Origin of the sequence: Lacunimicrobium album (genome assembly GCF_052161635.1) — a bacterium.
In the GTDB taxonomy this organism is placed as follows: Bacteria; Planctomycetota; Planctomycetia; order Planctomycetales; family Planctomycetaceae; genus SXPC01.
Window position 1 is genome coordinate 1,403,534 of record NZ_CP197413.1, and the last position, 21,885, is coordinate 1,425,418.

Below are 21,885 nucleotides of genomic sequence, written 5' to 3' on the forward strand. Positions count from 1 at the left end.
AACGCGTTGCCCCCTAGAGAGACCACCCGGAGCGAATTCATGCAATTGCCGATTGTCATTCCGAGAGCAGTCCCGCTACAGCGCGAACGAAAGCCTCAGGATAATATTCCTCAGACTCTTCCTGAGCGAGAAGCCGTCCGTAGTGGGATTCGGACCTTCCTGCAGGCCCGGAATGTCGTCCCGCCATTGAGCATGGAAGAACTGCGATCGCTGACGACAGACTTCGTGTCCCAGCGACAACTCGATGAGAAATACACCGATTACGTCGGCGTCATCCTCAGCAGCGAAGTCTGGCGAGACCAGTTGGCAACCGTCCCGTTCGAAAAGCGACTTCTGCTGCTGCCCAAGTGTATGCGGGTTGAAGCTCACTGCCCGGCTCCGTTTGATGAATTCGGACTGCTCTGCAAACAATGCGGTCAGTGCAGTATTCAGGATCTGCAGGAAGAAGCAGAGCGACTCGGCTATGCCGTCCTCGTGGCGGAGGGGTCTGCCCTCGTCATGGCGATTATTGAGACCGGTAAGATCGAAGCGATCATTGGTGTGAGTTGTCTCTCGGTCCTGGAGAAAGCCCACCCTTACATGGAAGCAGCTGCAATTCCAGGGGTCGCGATTCCGCTGTTGCAGGACGACTGTAAAGACGTGACCGTCGATCTCGACTGGATCTGGGAAGTCATCCACCTGCATAGCGACGATCAGACGTTCCGATTGAATCTCGATGAGCTTCGCTCGGAAGTCCAGACCTGGTTCGAGAATGACTCCTTGCGACGCCTGATGGGACCAGCCAAAACGGAGACGGCCAAGCTCGCGTTGGATGCGCTCGCCCAGGCAGGCAAACGCTGGCGTCCATTCCTGACCGTCTGTGCCTGGAAGGCGCTCCTTGAGGGGCAGGACAAGCCAGCACCTGATGATTTGAAGAAACTCGCGATCGCGGTGGAATGCTTCCACAAAGCCTCCCTCATTCACGATGACATCGAAGATGATGATGACTTCCGTTACGGAGAAGCGACCCTTCACGTCACGCATGGTGTCGGGGTCGCGATCAACGTCGGCGACTATTTGATTGGCGAGGGATATCGTCTGATTGGGGAATGCAAGTCAGCGGGAAGTCAGATGGCGTCCATGCTGCTGGCAGCTTCCATGGGGCACCGTACTTTGTGCCTGGGGCAGGGGGCGGAGCTCATCTGGGCACAGAACCCACAGCCACTCGCGATGACACAGGTGCTCGATATCTTCCGTCAGAAGACGGCACCAGCATTTGAAGTCGCTCTTCAATTAGGTGCCCATTACGCCGGCGCGGATGAAGAGACTTCCGAAGTCATCGCCCGCTACAGCGAAGCTCTCGGAATTGCGTATCAGATTCGCGATGACCTGCACGACATGGATTCGGAAGACGAGTCCGATGACCTGAAAGCCATGCGACCATCGCTGCCGCTGGCGATTCTCGGCGAACGGACGAAAGCGAAGCCAGACGAGTATCGCATCGTTGAGAAGGCTTGGCGTCGCGAAGCCTCTGACGATGATTTGGCAGAGATTCGACGTTTGATGGAACAATACGAGGTCCGCAAGCGTTGCCAGATTCTGCAGGAGTCGTATAAAGAAGAAGCGATTCGCGCACTGACCGCGCTGGACAACCCCAGCCTCAAGGGACTCCTTCGCCGCGTCATCAGCAAGATTTTCACCATCGAAGTACAAGGCTGGTGCAGTGAGTTTGAATCGAGAAATGTTGCAAGTCGCCCGACTCTCGCCGAAGTTGCTCGGTGAGGCGACTCAACTCGTCGCGACTTATCTGCACGGCTTGCACCGGGACGATGGGGGTTACGCCAATCGAGCGGGTGAAAGCGATCTCTATTACACGTCGTTTGCGGTTTCAGGACTCGTCGCGCTGCAGGAGAAGCTACCAGTTGAGTCGCTGAATCGGTATCTCGAATCGTTTACAGACATCGAGTCACTGGATCTGGTCCATCGCGCCTGTCTGGCGCGTGTCTGGACGCTCCTGCCAGCTGAGGGTCGGTCTCCAGACATTCGTGCGACTCTGCTAGAAACGAGTGAGACGTTTCGCACGCCCGATGGAGGCTACAACGCGCTCCCCGGCACGACACAGGGAACGCTCTACGGCTGTTTTTTATCACTGGGTCTGTATCAGGATCTGCATTGCCCGATGCCGGAAGCGGACCGGATGGCGGAGTGCATTCAGTCGCTGCGAACCAAAGACGGCGGGTTCGCCAACAGCTCGGACCTGCCGATGGGATTGACGCCGACATCGTCAGCTGCGGCCGCGCTGCTTCGTCAGCTCGGCAAGCCTGTCGATCTGGAACTTCGGGACTGGCTTCTTTCGCGGTTCAGTCCTGAGGGTGGTTTCCGGGCGGCTCCGGAAGCACCGATGCCCGACCTGCTTTCGACAGCGACGGCGCTGCATGCGTTGTCGTCGTTAGGAGTCGATTTCCGACGGATTCAAGAGCCCTGCCTGGATTATATCGATTCGCTTTGGACCGCGCGCGGCGGGTTCCACGGCACGTGGGAAGATGACACTCTGGACTGCGAATACACGTTCTATGGACTGCTCGCGTTAGGGCATCTGAGCGTTTGAAAAGGCGATGACGTGAACGCTGACGAGTATCAAATATTTGAACAGATGCGAGTGAATGCTCGTCAGTATTTATTCGATCAGCGTATTGGGAATGGTTGCTGGGAAGGAGAACTCTCCAGCAGCGCGCTTTCAACAGCCACCGCGGTTTGCGCGATACGGGATTATCTGCGTCAAACGGGCCCCAACGAAGAACTGAGAACTCAAGTTGAGCGTGGACTATGCTGGTTGCGCGATACTCAAAACCAGGATGGTGGCTGGGGGGATACGACGCTGAGTTTCAGTAACATCAGCACGACATGTCTGGTCTGGGCTGCCTTCAGAGGCCGGGACCATGAGTTTGCAGATGTTGTTGAGCGCTGCGAAGCCTGGTTGACAGCAAAAGCCGGCGGCTTGACTCCCAGAAAACTCGCGCGAGCGATTCGCAAACGATACGGCAAGGACCAGACCTTTTCCGTCCCGATCCTGACGGCATTGGCGTTATCCTGGCGACTTGGTGACGGTGCAAACGCCTGGAAGCTCGTTCCGCAATTGCCGTTCGAACTGGCCTGGTTTCCGCAGTCCTGGTTTGCAGCGATGCAACTGCCAGTCGTCAGTTATGCATTGCCCGCGCTGATTGCAATCGGTCAGGTCCGCCATCACAACCGGCCGAGTCTGAATCCGCTGTTGCGCCTGATGCGGAATCATGTCATTGAGCCGACCTTGCGACTACTGAAGAAGATCCAGCCGACCAGTGGCGGATTCCTGGAAGCAACGCCGCTGACGAGTTTCGTTGTGATGAGTCTGTTGGGCTGCGAAGAGCATGACCATCCCGTCGTCACGTCGGGAATCGAGTTTCTCCGGCAGTCGTTTCGAGAAGATGGCAGCTGGCCGATTGATACGAATCTCGCGACCTGGGGGACGACTTTGTCTGTGAATGCGCTGTCCGCGGGTGGCGAGCCATTAGCAGATGACGATCAGAAGCCAATTCGAGACTGGTTGCTCAATCAGCAGTACCGGGTCGTCCATCCTTACACGAATGCAGCCCCCGGCGGGTGGGCGTGGACCGATCTGACCGGCGGTGTGCCAGATGCCGATGATACGCCCGGCGCGCTGCTGGCAATTCAAAAACTGGATGACGGCTCGGAAGCGATTCGAGACGCGGCACGTCATGGTGTGAACTGGTTGCTGGATTTGCAGAACCGGGATGGGGGGATTCCGACATTCTGTCGCGGGTGGGCCAACCTGCCATTTGACCGCAGCAGTAATGACTTGACGGCTCATACGCTGAGAGCCTGGCGTGCCTGGGAAAGCGTCTGTCCACAAGACCTCCAGCAGAGAATCGAGCGAGGGCGAGCAAAGGCGCTCGACTATTTGAAAAAGCAGCAACGAGGCAATGGAGCCTGGGTCCCATTGTGGTTCGGGAATCAGCATGCTGCAGAAGAAGAAAATCCTGTTTATGGGACGTCCCGCGTTCTTTTGGCCCTCATCGAGGAACGTCGGACGGTGGACACGGAGAGCATGATACAGCGGGCAGTGGGGTATCTCATGTCTTGTCAAAATACAGACGGGGGATGGGGCGGCGATCAGGGATGTCCATCGTCGATCGAAGAAACAGCACTGACGATTGATGCCCTGGCAGCGATGATGAATCATCCAAGTCGGGAAGACGATGGATTGCTTCCCTTACCATCATTGAAGCGTGGACTTTCCTACCTCGATCACGCGACGAAAAATGGATGTGACTTTCCGGTTGCCCCGATCGGGTTTTACTTCGCCAAGTTGTGGTATTACGAAAAGCTTTATCCTGTCGTTTACACAGTCGCTGCGTTGGAAAAAGCGTCCTTGGTGTTGGAACGTGAGTCTGTCGTCATCGAGGAGTCCCGATGACTCTCTATCTGGATGCCAATGCCACAACGCCGCTCGATCCTCGCGTCAGGCAGCTGATGATCGAAGCGTTCGAGCGCGGCCCGATGAACGCTGGCAGTCCACATCGCTTTGGTCGAGACGCGAAGAAAGCCGTCAATGATGCCCGTGATCAGATCGCGCAGCCGATTGCGGCTCGTCGTCACGAGGTCATTTTCACCAGCGGCGCCACGGAGAGCAATAACCTCGCCATTCTCGGACTGGCGGAGCATGGTCGTCAGACGGGGAAAAAGCATCTCGTCAGCACGTCGATTGAGCACAAAGCGGTCCTGGAGCCGCTACAGTATCTGGCGACGCAGGGCTTCGAGTTGACGCTGATCAAGCCCGAAAAGTCTGGGGCCGTGACCGCCGACGCGATGATCGATGCTGTACGCGATGATACGCTCCTCGTTAGTCTAATGCAGGTCAACAATGAGACGGGGGTCCGACAACCAGTGTCTGAGATCGCAGCACGACTGCCAGCAGACGGTCCCTGGTTTCATGTCGATGCTGCTCAGGGATACGGCAAAGAGTTCGAGCCGCTGACGCATCCTCGCATCGATCTGATCAGCGTCAGCAGTCATAAGATTCACGGCCCACAAGGAGTCGGGGCGTTGGTGACGCGACGTCGTCACGGAGAACTCCCGCCGTTACAACCGCTGTTTTATGGTGGCGGGCAGGAGTTGGGACTTCGCGCGGGAACGCTACCTGTGGCGCTCATTCTTGGGTTTGGACTGGCTGCCGAGATCGCAGCAACCGAGCATGTAAGCCGTGCAAGCCATTGTCGACAGTTGAGAGGTGATCTCTTGGAGATCTTCGCGCCGCTGCAGCCGGTCTATCATGGAGAGGATACGTTGCCGCATGTCGTCAATGTGTCGTTTGATGGCTGGGATGCGGATCAGTTGCTGGAATCGCTGGACGATCTGGTTGCGGTGTCCGATGGGGCCGCCTGCACGACCGTCTGTGCGACCGCCAGCCATGTGCTGGCAGCGATGGGAGTGACGTCGCCGAAGATTGATGGCGCGGTTCGGATCTCGTGGCATCATGGAGTCGAGCGAGCAGCGTTTCGAGAGGCGCTTGTGAAAGTGCGAGAGCGGTTGTTGTTGGGGCCGGTCGGGGGATAAGGGGCCTGTTGCCTGCGGCGTATTTGCGAATGTGGGATTTCCATTGCCTAGCGCTCACCCTCATCCGCCCTTCGGGCACCTTCTCCCCTCAAGGGAGAAGGAACGATCAAGCCAGAATGTCTTTGATGACGTGACCTTTGACGTCAGTCAGACGCATATCTCTGCCGCCGAAGCGGAAGGTGGAGCGGGTGTGGTCGACGCCGAGGAGATGCAGCATCGTGGCGTGGAGGTCGTGAATTTCACTGCGACCTTCGATCGCGTGATAGCCCCATTCGTCGGTGGCGCCATAGATGGTTCCCCCTTTGACACCGCCGCCGGCCAGCCAGATGCTGAAGCCATATTGGTTGTGGTCGCGGCCGTCTTTGCCTTGTGCGAACGGGGTACGCCCGAATTCGCCGGCGAAGACAACGAGTGTTTCATCCAGCAGGCCGCGTTGTCGCAGGTCCTTGAGCAACCCTGCGACGGGCTGATCAACGGCGCGGGCGTTGTCTTCGTGCCCCTTCTTCAAATTGCTATGCTGGTCCCAGCGGTCGTTGCCAGTGTTGGGGCAGGTCAGTTCGACGAACCGCACGCCACGTTCAACCATACGTCGCGCGAGCAGGCACTCGGCTCCGAAAATGCGAGTCTTGTCATACTCCGCATCCATGCCGTACATCTTGCGGATATGTTCGGGCTCGTCATTGAACTCCATCAGTTCCGGGACCGCCATCTGCATTTTGTAAGCCAGTTCGTAGTTGCGGATGGCGGAATCGATCTGGTCATGCTTGCCATACTGCGAAGCTGCGATCGCGTCGAGCTGGCTGGCGACATCCAGTTTACTGCGTTGCAACTGCGACTGTATTTCGAGCGGTGCAACATTGGCGACGGCGGTTCCGGACGGCTTAAAGACGGAACCCTGGTAACTGGCCGGGAGAAATCCACTGCCGAAACAGTCCAGTCCGCCGGGAGGAATCAAGCCGCCATTGATGACCACGAAGCCCGGGAGATTTTGAGACTCGCTGCCCAGGCCGTAAACCGTCCATGCCCCCATCGAGGGACGTCCCTGCAGACCGCTGCCGGTGTGGAGGAAGTAGTTGGCGAACGTGTGTTCGGGAAATTCTGAGACCATCGAACGGACGACAGCCATCTCGTCGACGCAGGTCGCTATGTGAGGGAACAGATCGCTGACCGGGATACCAGACTGGCCGTACTTGTTGAACTTCCATGGGCTGGCGAGCACGGTTCCATTGTTATTGAACTGTGTCGCCTGGACGCTGAAGAGTTTGGAAGGATCTTCGCCGTGATACTTCTCGAGCATCGGCTTGGGATCGAACGTATCGATCTGCGAAGGACCTCCATCCATGAACAGAAAGATGACCGATTTTGCTTTCGGCGTATGATGAGTTCCATGAAGGGCGTTGTCAGCTTTGACGTCCGAGGGAGGTAACGGGCTCCCGCCATACGCGCGGTCTTGAAGCAGCGTCGACAAAGCGACGGCCCCGAAACCATTCGCACATCGGACGAGCATCTCACGACGTGACATCATCGGCCGCAGCATTCGACCACATGGATACGGAATGGGAGTTGTCATCGGAGGAATATGAACTCCTTGGTATTCATGAGCAGATGGGCGTAATGCGACCAGGCAAGTTCTGGGTTCGAGTCCTGCAGCGACTCGATGAACTGCTTCGCGATCGCGAACTCCTCGTCGGAGGGAGGTCGCGAGAAGGCGGTTTCGTAAAGCCAGGTGACTCTTGCAGCGATATCAGCCGGATCAGGTTTTTCGGCAATTGCTCGTTTAGCCCAGCTGGTTGATAGTTCGTGGACCAGCGGGTCGTTCATCAGGATGAGTGCCTGGGCAGGGACGTTGGAGACGTTCCGTTTGCCCATCGAACTGAAGGGTGTCGGAGCATCGAACGTCGACATGAACGGCGAGAGAAAGTTGCGTCGCGATTCGAGATAGATCGAGCGTCTGCCAGCTCCATCGAGCGGACCATTGCGGGGCGGGCGTCCTCGACCTTCCATGAATGACGTGAGGTGAACAGGAACAGAAGGCCCGCCCGGCGTCAAATCCAGTCGCCCGGAGACAGCGAGCATGGCATCGCGTATTGCTTCGGCTTGAAGTCTTTTCGGAGGAACATGATGCCAAAGCAGGTTGGCGGGATCTTTTTCGACACTCGTTGCCTCGGCGAGCGAGGACATCTGATACGTCTTCGAGAGGACGATCGACCGAATCATCGACTTGATGGACAGCCCTTGCTCGCGGAACTTTGTCGCGAGATGGTCGAGAAGTTCTGGATGCGTGGGCCGTCGTCCTAACACGCCGAAATCATCTGTCGAAGCAACAATGCCTCGGCCCATCAGGTGATGCCAGATACGGTTAACGATGACGCGGTGAGTCAGCGGGTTGTCCAACGCATTGATACGCTCAGCGAGTTGGAAGCGACCACTCCCGGACGGAACCTGGAGTGGATCAGAACCATCAAGAACTTCGAGAAACCGACGCGGGACAATCGGCCCGGGATTGGAGGCACTGCCGCGAATAAGAATGTGATCATCTTCGCCATCACCATCTAACATCGACGGGGCGAGCAGAGAGGACTTTCGAAACTGCTCGCTGAGAGCCAGTCGCTCCCGGTTCCACGTAACGACGAGATCCTTGAGTTCCTGAACCGATGGATCCGCTTGCTGGAGGAGATGATCAATCGTTGCTTGAGTTTTCGTGACTTCTTGCGAAAGAGTCGATTCCAGCGATTCATAGTTCTGTTTCGACTGTTCCGAGAGCCCTTGCGCAACAAACTGGACTTCAATGACTTCATCTTGTTTGGGCGTGAATTCGAAGTGAAGTCGATGCCCGATGTACCGACCGAGGTGAAGTCGAACCCATGTTGATTGATTAGGAGAATTGACCTCAGCGATCGTTTCATAGTGCAAGGGCCCATCGACAATCCGGTGCGAATCCACACACGCGACAATCCAGCCCGCACCACGCACGCGGCAGTCGACCTTCCCATCAGTCAATTCGATGGTTTTCGTCCGGACAGTCCGGCCGCTGCGAGGAATTGATTCGAGTTTCGCCCCGCGGATCAATCCTCGGCCGTGCTCGTGCTTGAGTCCGTTCCAGAATGGATCGTTTCGCAATGACGCATGCGTGGCAACTTTGAGCGATGGCTTGTCACTGCCAGGTGTCGACTCGACCATGAGTTCACCGACAGACACAGGAGCATGACCGAAGATGAACCCATCCTGTGGCAACGGAGTTAACGAGGGTTCCATCGCGTCGAAGATGACTTTCTCCGCAGCAGGCTTTTCTGCCGAAGCAAGATGCGCAGCGACCGATTTCTCAAGATTCTCCAGCAGGTTTTGTGACGTCTCGTTGACTGCGATGGTGATCCGCTGACGAAAATCCTGATCGAGGTGATTCAATCGCAGGTCAATGATCTTGTTCTGCTCCAGCGATTCGAACGGGACCAGTCGGTAGTCACTGCCTTGGAGAAAACCAGAGAGGGCATAATAGTCTGCCGTCGAGATGGCATCGAACTTGTGATCATGACAACGAGCGCAAGCGACCGTGACGCCCAGGAACGTCTTGCTCATGACGTCAATCATGTTGTCAAAGCGGTCGGACTCGTCTTTGCGTGTCTCAACAGGAGAGTGAACGCCTTCGCCAAGATGCCAGAAGCCAGTCCCGAGAATCGACTCGTTGAAACCCTTCTCTCGGTTGATGCGTGGTTGATGGACCAGATCGCCGGCGATGTGTTCACGAACAACTTGATCGTACGGCACATCAGCATTGAACATGCGGATGACATAATCACGGTACTGGTACGCGTCCGCAATATCGTAGTCGAACTCATGACCACGTGATTCGCTGTATCTCACTAGGTCAAGCCAGTGTCGCCCCCAGCGTTCGCCGAACTGCGGCGAGGCGAGAAGGCGTTCGACGACTTTCTCAATAGCATCATTCGAGGAATCTTTGACGAAAGCATCGACCTCTGCCGGAGTTGGAGGAAGCCCGATCAGGTCAAAGTTAAGTCGACGGATGAGGCCGCGTCGATCAACGGGCTTAGCGGGCGTGAGGCCTTCCTTCTCCAGAGTCGAAAGGATGAAAAAGTCGATGCTGCTTTTCGGCCAGTCTTGATCCGTCACATCGGGGACAGCAGGATTCTGAATCGGCTGCCAGACCCAATGTTCCTGTTTCCGCTGTGCAATATCGAAGGTCGGACGTTTGGCACCGGCCTTCGGGGCTGGCTCCTCGGGCCACGGCGCACCCAATTTGATCCAGGTCGAAAGATCACGAATCTGTTCCTCAGCCAGCTTCCCTTTCGGAGGCATCTGGTAGGACTCATATCGGATCGCTTCGACGAAGAGGCTTTCCTCTGGCTTGCCCGGAACAATCGAAGGACCACTGTCGCCGCCAGTCATCAGGCCATTACGTGAGTCGAGCGACAGCCCCGCTTTGATCGACTTCGCATCCGCAGCGTGACAACTATAGCAGTGCTCAGCGAGAACGGGGCGGACCTTGGTTTCAAAAAACGTCAGTTGCTCGTCTTTGGATGTTGCATCATCCGCGAAGCAGGACTGAGTTGACGAGCCCGCGACAAAGCAAACCGAGATCGAAAACAGGATTGGTCGCAACCAATGGGTGGGTCTCAAGGCGGGAGTCCTCTGCGGGAGGGCGGGGAGAGAGACTTGCAGGCGGGACTGTATTTTGGCGTCATCAGTTCCGACATACCAGAGGGAAGTGCCGGTTTTATGGTTCAGCGAAGTAATTCTACGGTGTTAGAATTTCCGTCTGAACGAACGAGAAATCTCGAAATGGACAAACTTGTTGAAACGATTTATGTTGAACTAACAGTTGATACATCGGACTTGTGAAATCCGCATACATGGATAAGCTCAGTCTTTGACCTCTTATTTTGCTCTCTGAGAAGGATAGGCCGATGGGGCGTTTGACTCTCGTGCAGTGGCTGGTGTGTGCCACGGCTGCAATTGGATTTGCATTTGATACCTACGAACTGCTGATGCTGCCACTGGTCCTCAGGCCGGCCCTGCAGGAGCTAATCGGTGCCGCACCGGGCAGCCCCGAGTTTCAAATGTGGCTGGGACGTCTCTTCTTCATTCCTGCTTTCGCAGGAGGAATTTTTGGACTGCTCGGAGGCTGGTTGACAGACCGCTTCGGTCGTCGACGTGTTCTCGCGGGAAGTATCTTTCTGTATGCAGGATCGGCGTTTGTGGCGGGCTATTCGACTTCTGTCGAGATGCTGCTGATTTGCCGATGTCTGGTGTTCATTGGGGTCTGTGTGGAATTCGTCGCCGCGATTGCCTGGCTGTCAGAACTCTTCGATGATCCCAAACGACGCGAAGCGGTGATTGGTTACACGCAGGCATTCGGGTCGATCGGCGGATTGATGGTGGCTGTGATCAACAGCTGGCTGGGAACCATTGAGCTTGGCAACATGCCGTTCGCAGCACAAATGGCATCCATGTTCGGGGAAATCAAAGACCCCAATGCCGTCTGGCGTTACACACTCATGTCAGGGCTGATTCCTGCCATCCCTCTGGTCATCCTGCGTCCGTTTCTTCCAGAGTCGCCAAAATGGAAAGAGAAGAAGCTGGCCGGTACTCTCAAGCGTCCCTCGATCATGGAACTCTTCAGACCAGAACTTCGTCGCACGACCATCCTGACGACGTTACTGGTCGGTGCCAGTTTTGGACTGGCATTTGGCGGTGTTCAGCAGATCCCACAGATCGTCCCGAATCTCCCCGAGGTAAAAGAAGCAGCTTCCAAACTGCCTCCTCCGGAAGCCAGAAAGATGCAGCAGAAAGCGGGAACGGAATACACCAAGATTCAGGAGTTTGGTGGGCTGACCGGGCGAATCGTGATGGCAACGCTGGCCATCTTCATTGTCTCTCGACGTCTGCTGTTGGCGACGTTTGCGATCCCGGCCCTGTTTGTCCTGCCGTTTCTGTTTTATCAGATGGCCAATGGGCAATCGACTTACTACGGAGAATGGATGACTCTCCCGATTTCAACAATCAGCTTCTGGGTCTTTATGGCCGGGTTTCTCATTGTCGGCCAGTTCAGCTTCTGGGGGAACTATCTTCCACGTGTCTTCCCACTGCACCTGAGGGGAACCGGTGAGAGTATGGCAGCCAACGTGGGTGGTCGAATGCTGGGAACGAGCTTTGCATGGGTCACAGCAAGTTATCTAGCCACCAGGGAATATATTCCAGGAGCAAACCCTGCAGGAAAAATGGGCTACTCCGCTGCCCTCGTGACCGGTGGACTTTCTCTGTTCATCGTCATCCTGCTCTGGGCATTGAGAGAGCCGAATCCCGCGACGGAAGAAGGTCATTGATACCTTTCCAAAGCAAGCACAAAAAGAGCCGCGCTGGAGTCTCTCCAGCGCGGCTCTTTTATTTTCAGTCGTCTTTCCTGGCATCACTCCGGAAGTGGTTTCCCCTTGGTTTCCGGTGCGAATGGGAGGGCTAGCAAACCAATCAGATATACGCTGCACATCGCCATACCGGCATAACGGAAGCGGTCGACCGGATTGTATTCGACAAAGACCACACTGGTAAGAATGCCCAGCGTCAGAGGGCCAGTCGCGGCGATGAATCGACCCACGTTATAGCAAAACGATGTCCCCGTGCTGCGAAGGTGAGTCGGAAAGAGTTCTGGCAGATAGACTGCATAACCACCGAACGGCGACATGACGCAGAAGCCCATGATCGGCATCATCCAGAACAGATCGTTCAACTGGTTGAGTTGGGCGAAGACGAAGAGTGTGACCGAGGCTGCGAGCGTAAAGCAGACAGCAAATGCTCCTCGTCTCCCGATGTTTTGGCTCACTCCCGCGAAGAAATACATGCCGAAGAATCCTCCGAGGTGGAACATCATCAAGGCGATCCCTTTCCACTTCGCGATATTTCCGCTGGACATTTCCTGGGCTTGCAAAACACGTCCCAGCAAGTCGAAAACGAAGAACGCGATCCCCCAGACACCCACAACTCCTGAGAACGCAATCAAAAGGCCCACGATGGCATTGTGTCGCCAACGGGCGTCCTGGAAGAGGGCAGCATAGGAACCTGCAACTTTCGCTTTGGAAGCAGCAGTTGTATTTGTACTGTCTTCTGCAGCGTGCATTTTCTGCCACGACTCAGGCTCTTTGAGACTGCGACGAATGACCAGAACGAGCAGGGCAGGGAGAGCACCGACAACGAACATCCAACGCCAGGCGTCACCAATCGCACCCGATTCCTCCAGGCTTCCGAAGAGAATCCCCAGCAGTCCTGCAAGAATGTTTCCAACCGCTGACAGAGACTGGAGCAGTCCCAGGGCATGCGGCCGAGCTCTGGCGGGCATGACTTCTGCAACGAGTGCAACACCCACTGCAAACTCACCACCAACTCCCAGCCCCGTCAGGAAGCGATACGCCATAAAGTCCCAGATCGAGACCGAAAACGCGCTCAAACCCGTGAAAACAGAATAGACAAGAATCGTCCAGGCCATGACTTTGGCCCGACCGTAAGTATCTCCCATTTTTCCGAAGATCAAACCACCAGTGGCCCAACCAATCATGAAAACGGCCGTCACCAATCCACTATACTGATCGACGAAATGGGCAATCGCGGCTTGATCGCCCGCACCAGAAAGTGCTTTAAGGGCTGGAACGCGGGCCAGGTTGAACAGCTGCTGATCCATCGTGTCAAACAGCCAGCCAAGAGCTGCGACAATCAACACGAACCAGTGATAGCGATTGAGAAGCTTGAACCAATTCGTGGAATTGACTTTCGCCTGCTCTTCTGGGGACGGGGTGGGCAGATCCAGATGCGGGATTTCCATGAGTTGCTTTCGGGAATTTGCGCCTGGGTACGCCTCATGTGGACTGACCAGTTCATCGGCTTGTGCTGAGACATTACCGAGAAAAAATCAGAGCCGACCAAAAGCGACCAGGCAAGTTTGTGGCGTTTTACAACGAAGGATCCGCATGAAGAAAATGGATCCGCTCGTCAAACCTTGCGCTGACCAATAGCAGAGCTAAAGACATGTTACAGGTCAACCGAACATCAACAGATGCCTCGGCTTTTATCGTCCATACGTCTCAAAAAGCGATCCAGGACCGCACGCTCAACGCAAGATCAGGTAGTAGTTCCCGGGCCAGTATTGCGTCAAAAACGGCAAGAATCAATAGTCGTCAATTGATTCTTCCGCTTCGACAAAGACTTCAAAGCAACTTCGCATTCCCAATCGGACTCAGTCGTTACGCCGATCAGCTCACATCAGATCACAATTTCTGGATCAATCGCCAAAGCCTGCTGCCAAAACACAAATACACTTTCACCCCGCGTCAACTTCCGCTCTTTAAACTGGTCCCACGGCGATCGAGCGGGATTGATGCAGGAATGTTCGACGGCTCAAACTGCCGACGGTTTAGACAAGGACTTGGCTGTTTGATCACGTTACCTACCAATTTCCTCAGAACAGATGGAAAGCAGAGCATGAAAAAACGTAGAATTCACGTGCACGTCATTGTTTTAAAAGTCGGTATGAGTACCGTGTCAGAATCGCCGCGCAAGATGCGCGAAGTATTTGCTCAAGATGGGATGTCGTGAAAATCTATGAATCTTGTTGAACTTGCACAGCGTATTCGAAATCATCGACTCGATCAGCGTCTGACTCTGGAAGACGTCGCCGCAAGAGCGGGACAAACTCGCAGCTGGCTTTCGAAAGTCGAAAACTTCCGCGTCACGCCTTCTCTGCCAGCCCTGGGGGAAGTCGCCAAGGCACTCGGCGTGCCATTGTCGAAGCTCTTTGAAGGTCTGGACGACAGGCCGGCTATTGTGATAGTCCGGGCCGATGAACGTAAGCAGATCGATCGAAACAGTTCCGCACAGAACACGTCCGTTTACGAATCACTGGCACACAAACGGGCTTCCCGTTCCATGGACCCGTTTCTGGTGACGATTCCCTCCGGCGTATCGCGGGAAGAAGCCTTGCCGCACCCGGGCGAAGAGTTCTTGTTCGTTCAAGATGGCACAGTCCAGTTTGAATATGACGAACAGATTCATTCCCTGTCGGCTGGCGATTCCCTCTACTTCGATGCCACGATTCCGCATCGCCTGATCAACACCAGCGAGAATTCAGCAACGGTCCTGTGTGTATTCCAGAACCCCTCCGATTGATGCTGTCAGCCGGGTTGACGGGAATCGGGTTCTCGTATGAAACAGGAAAGTACTGCGCCAGCAGTACACGACACCGCGACAATGGTGAAAATCATTGAAGTATCATTCCTCTGATCGATGATCCATCCGATCAGAGGCTCGCCAAAGCCAGCAAATGCATAGGCGGCTGTGTTCATCACGCCTGTCCCCGTGCCAGCGAGTCGTTTCCCCAGGAGATCGGGACACAATGCCCAGAAGGCTGATTGCGGGCCATACGCGAAAAAGCCTGTCAGAAACAGCAGGACGATTCCAAACAGACTTCCGCGATCCAGATACGACATTCCGAGTGAACAAGCCGCTGCTGCTCCCAGAAACAGTCCGATCACTCGCGAACGATTCCCTTTCAGCAAGACATCGGACACCCAGCCGCTGGCAATCGCGCCAAGCGCCATGCCAATCGGGAGCGCCAAGCTGATCCACTTTCCTGTCGATTCTTTCCCATGCTCCCCAAGAAAATGGACGGGAACCCAGATAAGCAGTCCATAGCGGGCTGTATTTTGAAAGCCGATCGCCAGGCTCGCGATGAGAAACGATCTATTGGTGAGTGCAATTCGATAGCGTTCCCATGCCGACAGCGTCTCGCCCGCCGGTTGTTCGTCAGTTTTGACGACTGTTTCTTCGATGGCAGGGAAGCCCGCATCTTCAGGTTTGTCGCGAACGAGCAGATAGTAGACGGTTCCCCCCAAGAGAAGTAACAGGACAGGGATTCGAAAGATCCATCGCCAACCGAGCTCGAATTCCAGGATGAGAGTCGAGGTCGCGAATGCCAGGACTGAGGAGCATCCTGCCGCAAAGAGGTAACCGCCGTAGGCCATGCCTCGTTCATTATGACTGAACCAGTTGGACAGGACCTTGCTTCCCGGAGCCCAGCCAAGTGACTGGGCGTAGCCGTTCATGGCCCAGGGAATGCCAATTCCCCACGCTGACTGCCCGAAGCTGACGATCCAGTTCAATCCGCAGGATAACCAGGCACCGATCGCCATCAATCGACGCCCGCCGTACTGGTCACCCAGATTCCCATTGACGAACTGGCCGATGGCATAGGTCCAAAGCAATGCTGCACTTGCCCAGCCTAACGTCGCTTTCGAGATGCCGAGTTCTTTTTCAATGCCAGGAATCGCGAAGCCGAATGTCTGGCGTCCTGTGTAGAAGAACAGATAGCAGAACATCGTCGCCAGCAAAACACGCCATTGATAGCTTCGAAACCCAGCTGGTAACTCTTGGGGGGCTGCCACTGATCCTGCCGGTCTGTTGGAGTGAACGTGATCGTATCGAAACTATCAAAGCCAAAAATAGGGAGTGTGACGGAGGATGGAAGCAGCTCGGAGAGATCTTAACAGATCTTTCATGAAACAATGTTGATTTGCAGGAAACACTATGGCATGATGGTCGTAGTGATTCAAGATCACATAAGTTGAACACAATGAAATCGGTGCCAGTGACCGACCTGTCGAGAGGGCTAAGAATCATGAATGACTTGACTCGCCGCCATTTCAATTCGGCTCTTGCAGCCGTTCCGTTGGGGCTCTCGACACTCCCTGTCTTTTCCAGCACCATCAATGCGGCGACGGAACTCGTTGGACCAATGGTAGGGCATGTCGGCGAATCGACAGCCAGGATCTGGTTACGTCCCGGCGTTCCCGGCAAGTTCGAACTGATCGTCACGAATCGAGACAATGACCGTGATACGCGGACATTCTCCGCTGTTTCACGCGAAGAGAACGATTTCTGCATAGTCTGGAATCTCTCCCGACTGAAACCGTCCACCAGCTACCGTTATAAAATACTCAGCGGCTCCACAGAACTTGTCGCGGACGACGATTGCTACTTTCAGACTGCTCCCATCGCTGGTGAAAAGACGAAAGTCACGCTGGCACTCGGGTCATGTGCACCGAGCAAGTCGCTGAAGTTGTGGGCAGACATCGAGCAGGAAAAAGTCGATGGACTCGTGCTCCTCGGCGATACGCCCTATATTGATTCGACAAAGCTGGATGTCGCCAGACAAAAGCACCGCGAGTTTCTCTCCGTGCCAGAACTGGCCCGTCTGGTTCGACACACGCCGACCTGGGGAACATGGGACGATCATGACTTCGCCGGCAACGACACTGATGGTCGCGTGAAGGAGAAGGTCAATAACCGCAAGGCCTTCGTCGAATATCGCGCCAATCCTCAAGATGGCTATGACGACCAGGGGATCTATTGCAAGTTCCAGTACGGCCCGGTGGAAGTCTTCCTCCTCGATACACGCTGGTTCTCTCAGACGGAACCGTCTCCCGTTGATCCCGCCAAGCCCACACTGCTCGGTGAAAAACAATGGACCTGGCTGCTCAACTCACTCAAGTCATCCAAGGCGACGTTCAAAATTATCGCCTGCGGGATGATCTGGGATGATAAGGAAAACCGTGAAAAGGACGACTGGGGCACTTACTCCTACGAGCGTCAGGCCCTCTTTGAATTCATCGGCAAGCATGACATCTCCGGTGTGCTCCTGATCGGTGGAGATATCCATTGTTCCCGGTTATTGAAATACAACACGGAAGTCGTCGTCGGTTATCCTCTGCATCAACTGATCGTCTCACCCATTCATGACCGGGTCATCCCTTCGCTGAATGTGCCTCACCCCGATCTCGTGATGGGATCTGCAACGCCGCATGTCTGGCTGAAACTCGACGTTGATGCCACTCAGTCACCCGCGACTCTCAAAGCAGAATGGGTGCAAATGGATGGGCAGGAAATGTGGGCGTTGAATGTAACCGAAGCAGACTTCAAGAAAGCGTGAACAGTAGAACGAACTCAAAACGAATGAACCAGCAACAAACCTATTTAAGTTCTCAGAGTCTGTCCCAGTTGCAGACCCTTCCGGACTTTGCGAATCCTCGAAACATCTTCGCGGTGATTGATGAGTCAGCGTATCGAAACTCGGGAGCAGATGCAGTTCTTGCTTCGTTCTGGAAAGCTCATCGAGTCACGACATTTACGGACTTCCGGCCGAATCCACAATTGGACGATGTCCAAAAAGGATTGACTGTCTATCGGCAAGCCCAGCCCGATGTCGTCATCGCGTTAGGGGGCGGTACAGCGATCGACATGGCCAAACTCATCAGCGGTCTGGCCGGGCAGGAAAATCCACTTCTTGTTATCTACGGCGAAGAAGACCTTCGACCAAGACAAACGACACTGATCGTCATCCCCACCACAGCGGGGACCGGCAGTGAGGCGACGCAGTTTGCAGTTGTCTACGTCGATGGCAAGAAGTATTCGCTCGATCATCCGTCGTTACTGCCTGATATCGCGATCATTGATCCACAACTCATGGCAACCCTTCCGTCTGCAGTGACGGCAGCGACTGGACTGGATGCCTTCTGCCAGGCGATTGAGTCAATCTGGGCGGTCGGTGCAACAGACGAGTCAATGAGGCTCGCCTGTGAAGCAGTATCACTGGCCTATCAGTACCTGCCAGAGGCAACGACGTCACCGACACCCGAGTCGCGATTCGCGATGTGCCGGGCATCGAATCTCGCCGGACGTGCAATCAACATCACCAGAACCACAGCCTGTCATGCGTTGTCTTATCCCATGACCTCTTCCTACGGAATCCCCCACGGCATTGCGGTTGCACTCACATTGTCGCCGATGCTGCAATTCAATTCTGAAGTCAACGATATCGACTGCGCCGATCCTCGGGGCGCCAGCGATGTACGTCAACGCATTGGATTGATCCTCAAGGCACTCAACGCCAGCGACGTTCAAGACGCCTCGAACAGAATCCTCAAACTGCTCAAAGAAGTCGGCTGCCCTGCAAGTCTCTCAGAAGCAGGCATCACCTCGCGCGAGCAGATCGATCGGATCATCGCTGCGGTCAATCTGCAGCGAATGCACAACAATCCCCGTCAGACAACACCAGAATCCCTGGTTGAGCTTCTCTACGTTTAAAAAAGTCTCTTGAGAAATTGGACAGATGAAGACATCACAAATTGAACTCGTCATCTTTGACTGGGCTGGCACGACGGTCGACTTCGGATCTTGCGCCCCAGCGAAGGCATTTCAACAACTCTTCGAGAGTCGACGCATTCCTGTGACCTCTGCGGTCGCGCGAGGACCGATGGGAACAAACAAGCGGGATCACCTCATCGAGATCCTGAGCCGCCCGGAAGTCTCACAGACCTGGGAAAAAGAATACGGACGAAGCTGGCAGGACAGCGATGTTGACGCAATGTACGAGGAGTTCATCGCCTTTCAACTCAAGTCGATCGAGGAAACAACCGTCCTCGTGCCCGGCCTGCCGGAAACGATTAAGTCGCTCAACCACCGTGGAATTCGTATCGCCGGAACAACAGGCTATTTCCGCAAAGCGGCCGAGTCTGTTCGTTCGCGTGCCGAGAAGCTCGGCTTCTCGCCGGAAGTCAATCTCTGTGCCGACGACGTCCCAGCCGGACGACCAGCGCCGTGGATGATCTTCCGAGTGATGGAACAACTGGGAATCTACCCGGCAACTCGAATCGTGAACGTGGGAGACACAGTCGCCGATATCAAAGCCGGCCTGGCAGCAGGTTGCTGGTCGATCGGAGTCTGTGACAGCAGCAGCGAAACGGGCCTGACTTATGAAGAGTGGAGCTTGCTCGATACCGCAGCTCAAGAAAAACGTCTGGACCAGACAGCCGAGATCTTCCGCAATGCAGGTTGCCATGCCGTCGTGAAGTCAATTTCTGACCTGCCTGCACTGATCGAGCGAATTAACGCGACTGGCTGTGACGTTCCGAAGGTCATCTGATCACCTCAAACGAGCATAGATGTCTCCAGTCCGAATTGTTTGCTGTCGATGTGTCAGCTAGTATGCTTGGAAATTGACTACCAATCGGCAGGCATCATGGCGACTCCCAAAGACCTCACCAACGACATCTTTCAGGCAGACTTCTGCGCAGAACGCCTGAAAGCCCTCAGCGACCCGCACCGCCTGCGCATTGTCGATGTGCTCCGCGAGGGAGAATTGTCGGTCAGCGATATTTCCGCCCGCTTAAATGCAGAAGTCGTTACGATTTCGCATCACCTGAAAATTATGAGACAGGCAGATCTGGTCGAAGTCCGAAGAGAAGGCCGGTTCATGTACTACCGCCTGCACGCTGATGTGCTCGTCTCACGCGGCAAACTCGGAAAGTTCCTGGATCTCGGCTGCTGTCGACTTGAGGTTCCGGAGGTCCAGAGCAAATCAAGCGAAACTCGCTGATAAGATTCAATAGAATAAGAATGCGGAGTCATCACATGACAGGGAGATTCTTGCATCCAGTCACGGCGATCTTGCAGCACCATTCCGCACAAGCTTTCTCTGGTGCCATGACTCGGCCAGCGAAAACCGCCGTCATTATCGCTACCTAATCCTCAAGCGCGATCGTAAATAAGTGTAGCTGGAAATCTTACATGAGGTTTGCTGAGGAAAAACACTTACGCTGATTTAGGTTTCTATATGAGCGCAAAAGAAATATTGTTTACGGCTTGCTTTTGACTACCGCTGGTTGGCGCCTGTGCGCAGTAGCTGCTAACTCATATGATACGCGTATTCATGTGCAGTAGGGTGGCAAAAAGCCTTTGCTCGCCTTGATACTCTTTTCGTCCAAGCTTAACGCGTTCTTCATGTGCGTAAGCGATACAACGCCCATCTATCGCGATACTCAACTTCGTGTCCAGCTGCTCAACTGAGTAAATTAACACAGTTGAGTTTCGCGAATCGTCTGCATTTTTGATCTCGATCGTTAGATTGAGTCGCTTTCTCAACTGCTTATTGAAAGCCCGAACTGCCCCCATGAAAAAGAAAAACGGATTTACTCTTATTGAGCTGTTGGTTGTGATCGCCATTATAGCGACACTCGTCGCCATATTACTGCCAGCTGTTCAGCAGGCCCGCGAAGCTGCACGTCGATCGCAGTGCCAGAACAATCTCAAACAGATTGAATTGGCAATGCAGGCGACAGCGGTCTCGCCGCCATCCGCCTTTGGTATCTGCAAGATCCGGATCGCAATAAAAAAAGAGGTAAGCAGTTTCCTGTTTACCTCTCTGCACGCAACTCATTCATGTCCCCTTGCGAAGCAAGGCACTAGTGATTTCCCTCTTCGTCTTCTGGATACAGAAGTGATTGAGTAAATGTGATCGCTTCAAGATTCTCTGGAACCCCAGGAGGAAAAGGAACGGGACCATCCGGATCATGAGGTTTTGGAGGGTAATTGGTGTAGTAACCAAATTCTCCGGTGATCGTGTTTTGGCTCTGGCCAGCTTCTAAAAGCGAATGATACAGTTCAAGCTCGCTGGACGTGCCGTGGATGAGATTGATTTGCTGCTCAAACAAGATACCGACGCTTGAGTACTGAAGAATCTGATACTGCTTGCCCACGTCCATTGGAATTCTCAGCAGAAACAGATATGCAGTCCCTAAGTCTTCGAAGGTAGCAGTGTAGAGGCGTCGATCCACACGATTGTAGTACTTCACCGTCGCATGAAACTCGCCAAGCGGTCCGTAGTCTTGATTACCACGCCCATATTCGATTCTTAGAATATCGTTTTCGATATCCTCGGCTTGCCAATCAGGAGCTGGATACTCACGAATGATCCACGTTTCGACGGGGCCACCACGTTCCATCGTGGCCGTCTCAGAATCGTAGTAAAGGGCTCCAAGATCAATATCGAGAACCCCCTTTGTGTCGGTCGTTCCCGACCTGGGTTGAACTTCGTAGACCGCTTTTGTGAAAGAGCCTTGATTGTGATACGAACCATTTCCCCAGGTCAGTGGGTCGTGGCCAGTGATGTTCATCCACTGCGCAGTTTCCGTGTAAACACTGAAACCAGACCAACCAATGATATCTGTGAAACCAGAATAGAGTCTCACCTTTCCACTGAGCCCTGATGAATCAGGCGACAGTGAAATTCCTTCTTCAATGTCGTCAATAAATAAGCTGGAACTTTCCGACTGGGTCCCGTTGCCCATCCAGTCAAATGAGAATCCACGTTGTCCTGAGTGGTCGAGTTTTTCGACATCCAGTGTTCTGACGACCTGTGCAAATGCCGATGAATACATGCTTGTTAACAGGCAAAACACA

General features: G+C 54.5%; 16 protein-coding genes and 1 pseudogene. 12 read left to right on the forward strand and 5 right to left on the reverse strand.

The genetic code is table 11. The features are described 5' to 3' along the window. Window positions 1–39 precede the first annotated feature (39 nt). Genes SH248x_RS05580 through SH248x_RS05595 form a run of 4 tightly spaced genes read left to right on the forward strand, consistent with a single transcriptional unit; the run spans window position 40 to window position 5,592 of the window. Window positions 40–1,761, forward strand: coding sequence for a polyprenyl synthetase family protein (locus SH248x_RS05580; protein ID WP_459557527.1), 1,722 nt, complete (start codon window positions 40–42; stop codon window positions 1,759–1,761). Next, entirely contained in the window at window positions 1,721–2,587 is an 867-nt protein-coding gene (locus SH248x_RS05585) for a prenyltransferase/squalene oxidase repeat-containing protein (protein WP_459557528.1), read from the forward strand. The genes SH248x_RS05580 and SH248x_RS05585 overlap by 41 nt, the downstream gene beginning before the upstream one ends. A gap of 12 nt (window positions 2,588–2,599) precedes the next feature. Continuing rightward, window positions 2,600–4,453 carry a prenyltransferase/squalene oxidase repeat-containing protein gene (locus tag SH248x_RS05590; protein ID WP_459557529.1) on the forward strand — a complete coding sequence of 618 codons (1,854 nt, stop codon included), beginning with the start codon at window positions 2,600–2,602 and terminating at the stop codon, window positions 4,451–4,453. Next, the gene (locus SH248x_RS05595; protein ID WP_459557530.1) at window positions 4,450–5,592 is read left to right on the forward strand and encodes a cysteine desulfurase family protein; all 1,143 of its coding nucleotides are present in this window, start codon (window positions 4,450–4,452) and stop codon (window positions 5,590–5,592) included. Before SH248x_RS05590 ends, SH248x_RS05595 begins: the two co-directional genes overlap by 4 nt. A gap of 106 nt (window positions 5,593–5,698) precedes the next feature. Here SH248x_RS05595 and SH248x_RS05600 read toward each other — a convergent pair whose 3' ends face one another. Together SH248x_RS05600 and SH248x_RS05605 are read right to left on the reverse strand one after the other, a co-directional pair. Continuing rightward, entirely contained in the window at window positions 5,699–7,099 is a 1,401-nt protein-coding gene (locus SH248x_RS05600; RefSeq protein WP_459558588.1) for a DUF1501 domain-containing protein, read from the reverse strand. Window positions 7,100–7,158: 59 nt separating this feature from the next. Next, complete coding sequence (locus tag SH248x_RS05605; RefSeq protein WP_459557531.1) at window positions 7,159–10,227, reverse strand: DUF1553 domain-containing protein; 3,069 nt, start codon at window positions 10,225–10,227, stop codon at window positions 7,159–7,161. A 287-nt stretch (window positions 10,228–10,514) separates the two neighbouring features. Between SH248x_RS05605 and SH248x_RS05610 the strand changes: the two genes are divergently transcribed. Further along, window positions 10,515–11,933 (forward strand): MFS transporter, encoded by a 1,419-nt coding sequence (locus SH248x_RS05610; protein WP_459557532.1) that lies wholly within the window; start codon window positions 10,515–10,517, stop codon window positions 11,931–11,933. Between the two features lie 83 nt (window positions 11,934–12,016). Here the strand turns inward: SH248x_RS05610 and SH248x_RS05615 are convergent, their stop codons facing one another. Then, entirely contained in the window at window positions 12,017–13,420 is a 1,404-nt protein-coding gene (locus SH248x_RS05615; RefSeq protein WP_459557533.1) for an MFS transporter, read from the reverse strand. 203 nt (window positions 13,421–13,623) lie between these two features. On the opposite strand from SH248x_RS05615, the gene SH248x_RS05620 reads away from it, so the two are divergent. Both SH248x_RS05620 and SH248x_RS05625 read left to right on the forward strand, forming a co-directional pair. After that, window positions 13,624–14,190: a hypothetical protein gene (locus SH248x_RS05620; RefSeq protein ID WP_459557534.1), complete on the forward strand. Its 567-nt coding sequence runs from the start codon at window positions 13,624–13,626 to the stop codon at window positions 14,188–14,190. Window positions 14,191–14,196: 6 nt separating this feature from the next. Next, window positions 14,197–14,760, forward strand: a complete 564-nt coding sequence (locus SH248x_RS05625; protein WP_459557535.1) for a cupin domain-containing protein — start codon at window positions 14,197–14,199, stop codon at window positions 14,758–14,760. A gap of 5 nt (window positions 14,761–14,765) precedes the next feature. Here the strand turns inward: SH248x_RS05625 and SH248x_RS05630 are convergent, their stop codons facing one another. Continuing rightward, the gene (locus SH248x_RS05630; protein ID WP_459558589.1) at window positions 14,766–15,968 is read right to left on the reverse strand and encodes an MFS transporter; all 1,203 of its coding nucleotides are present in this window, start codon (window positions 15,966–15,968) and stop codon (window positions 14,766–14,768) included. A 299-nt stretch (window positions 15,969–16,267) separates the two neighbouring features. Between SH248x_RS05630 and SH248x_RS05635 the strand changes: the two genes are divergently transcribed. The 5 genes and pseudogenes from SH248x_RS05635 to SH248x_RS05655 form a co-directional block, all read left to right on the forward strand. Next, the gene (locus tag SH248x_RS05635; RefSeq protein ID WP_459557536.1) at window positions 16,268–17,578 is read left to right on the forward strand and encodes an alkaline phosphatase D family protein; all 1,311 of its coding nucleotides are present in this window, start codon (window positions 16,268–16,270) and stop codon (window positions 17,576–17,578) included. Between the two features lie 23 nt (window positions 17,579–17,601). Continuing rightward, a complete protein-coding gene (locus tag SH248x_RS05640) occupies window positions 17,602–18,732 on the forward strand; it encodes a phosphonoacetaldehyde reductase (RefSeq protein ID WP_459557537.1) in 1,131 nt (376 codons plus the stop codon). A 25-nt stretch (window positions 18,733–18,757) separates the two neighbouring features. After that, window positions 18,758–19,570 carry a phosphonoacetaldehyde hydrolase gene (phnX, locus tag SH248x_RS05645; protein ID WP_459557538.1) on the forward strand — a complete coding sequence of 271 codons (813 nt, stop codon included), beginning with the start codon at window positions 18,758–18,760 and terminating at the stop codon, window positions 19,568–19,570. A gap of 96 nt (window positions 19,571–19,666) precedes the next feature. Next, the gene (locus SH248x_RS05650; RefSeq protein WP_459557539.1) at window positions 19,667–20,023 is read left to right on the forward strand and encodes an ArsR/SmtB family transcription factor; all 357 of its coding nucleotides are present in this window, start codon (window positions 19,667–19,669) and stop codon (window positions 20,021–20,023) included. 573 nt (window positions 20,024–20,596) lie between these two features. Next, window positions 20,597–20,755 (forward strand): annotated as a pseudogene (locus SH248x_RS05655) (type II secretion system protein); the annotation flags it as partial. A gap of 133 nt (window positions 20,756–20,888) precedes the next feature. Here SH248x_RS05655 and SH248x_RS05660 read toward each other — a convergent pair. Beyond that, the gene (locus SH248x_RS05660) at window positions 20,889–21,863 is read right to left on the reverse strand and encodes an RNA-binding protein (protein WP_459557540.1); all 975 of its coding nucleotides are present in this window, start codon (window positions 21,861–21,863) and stop codon (window positions 20,889–20,891) included. Window positions 21,864–21,885 lie beyond the last annotated feature (22 nt).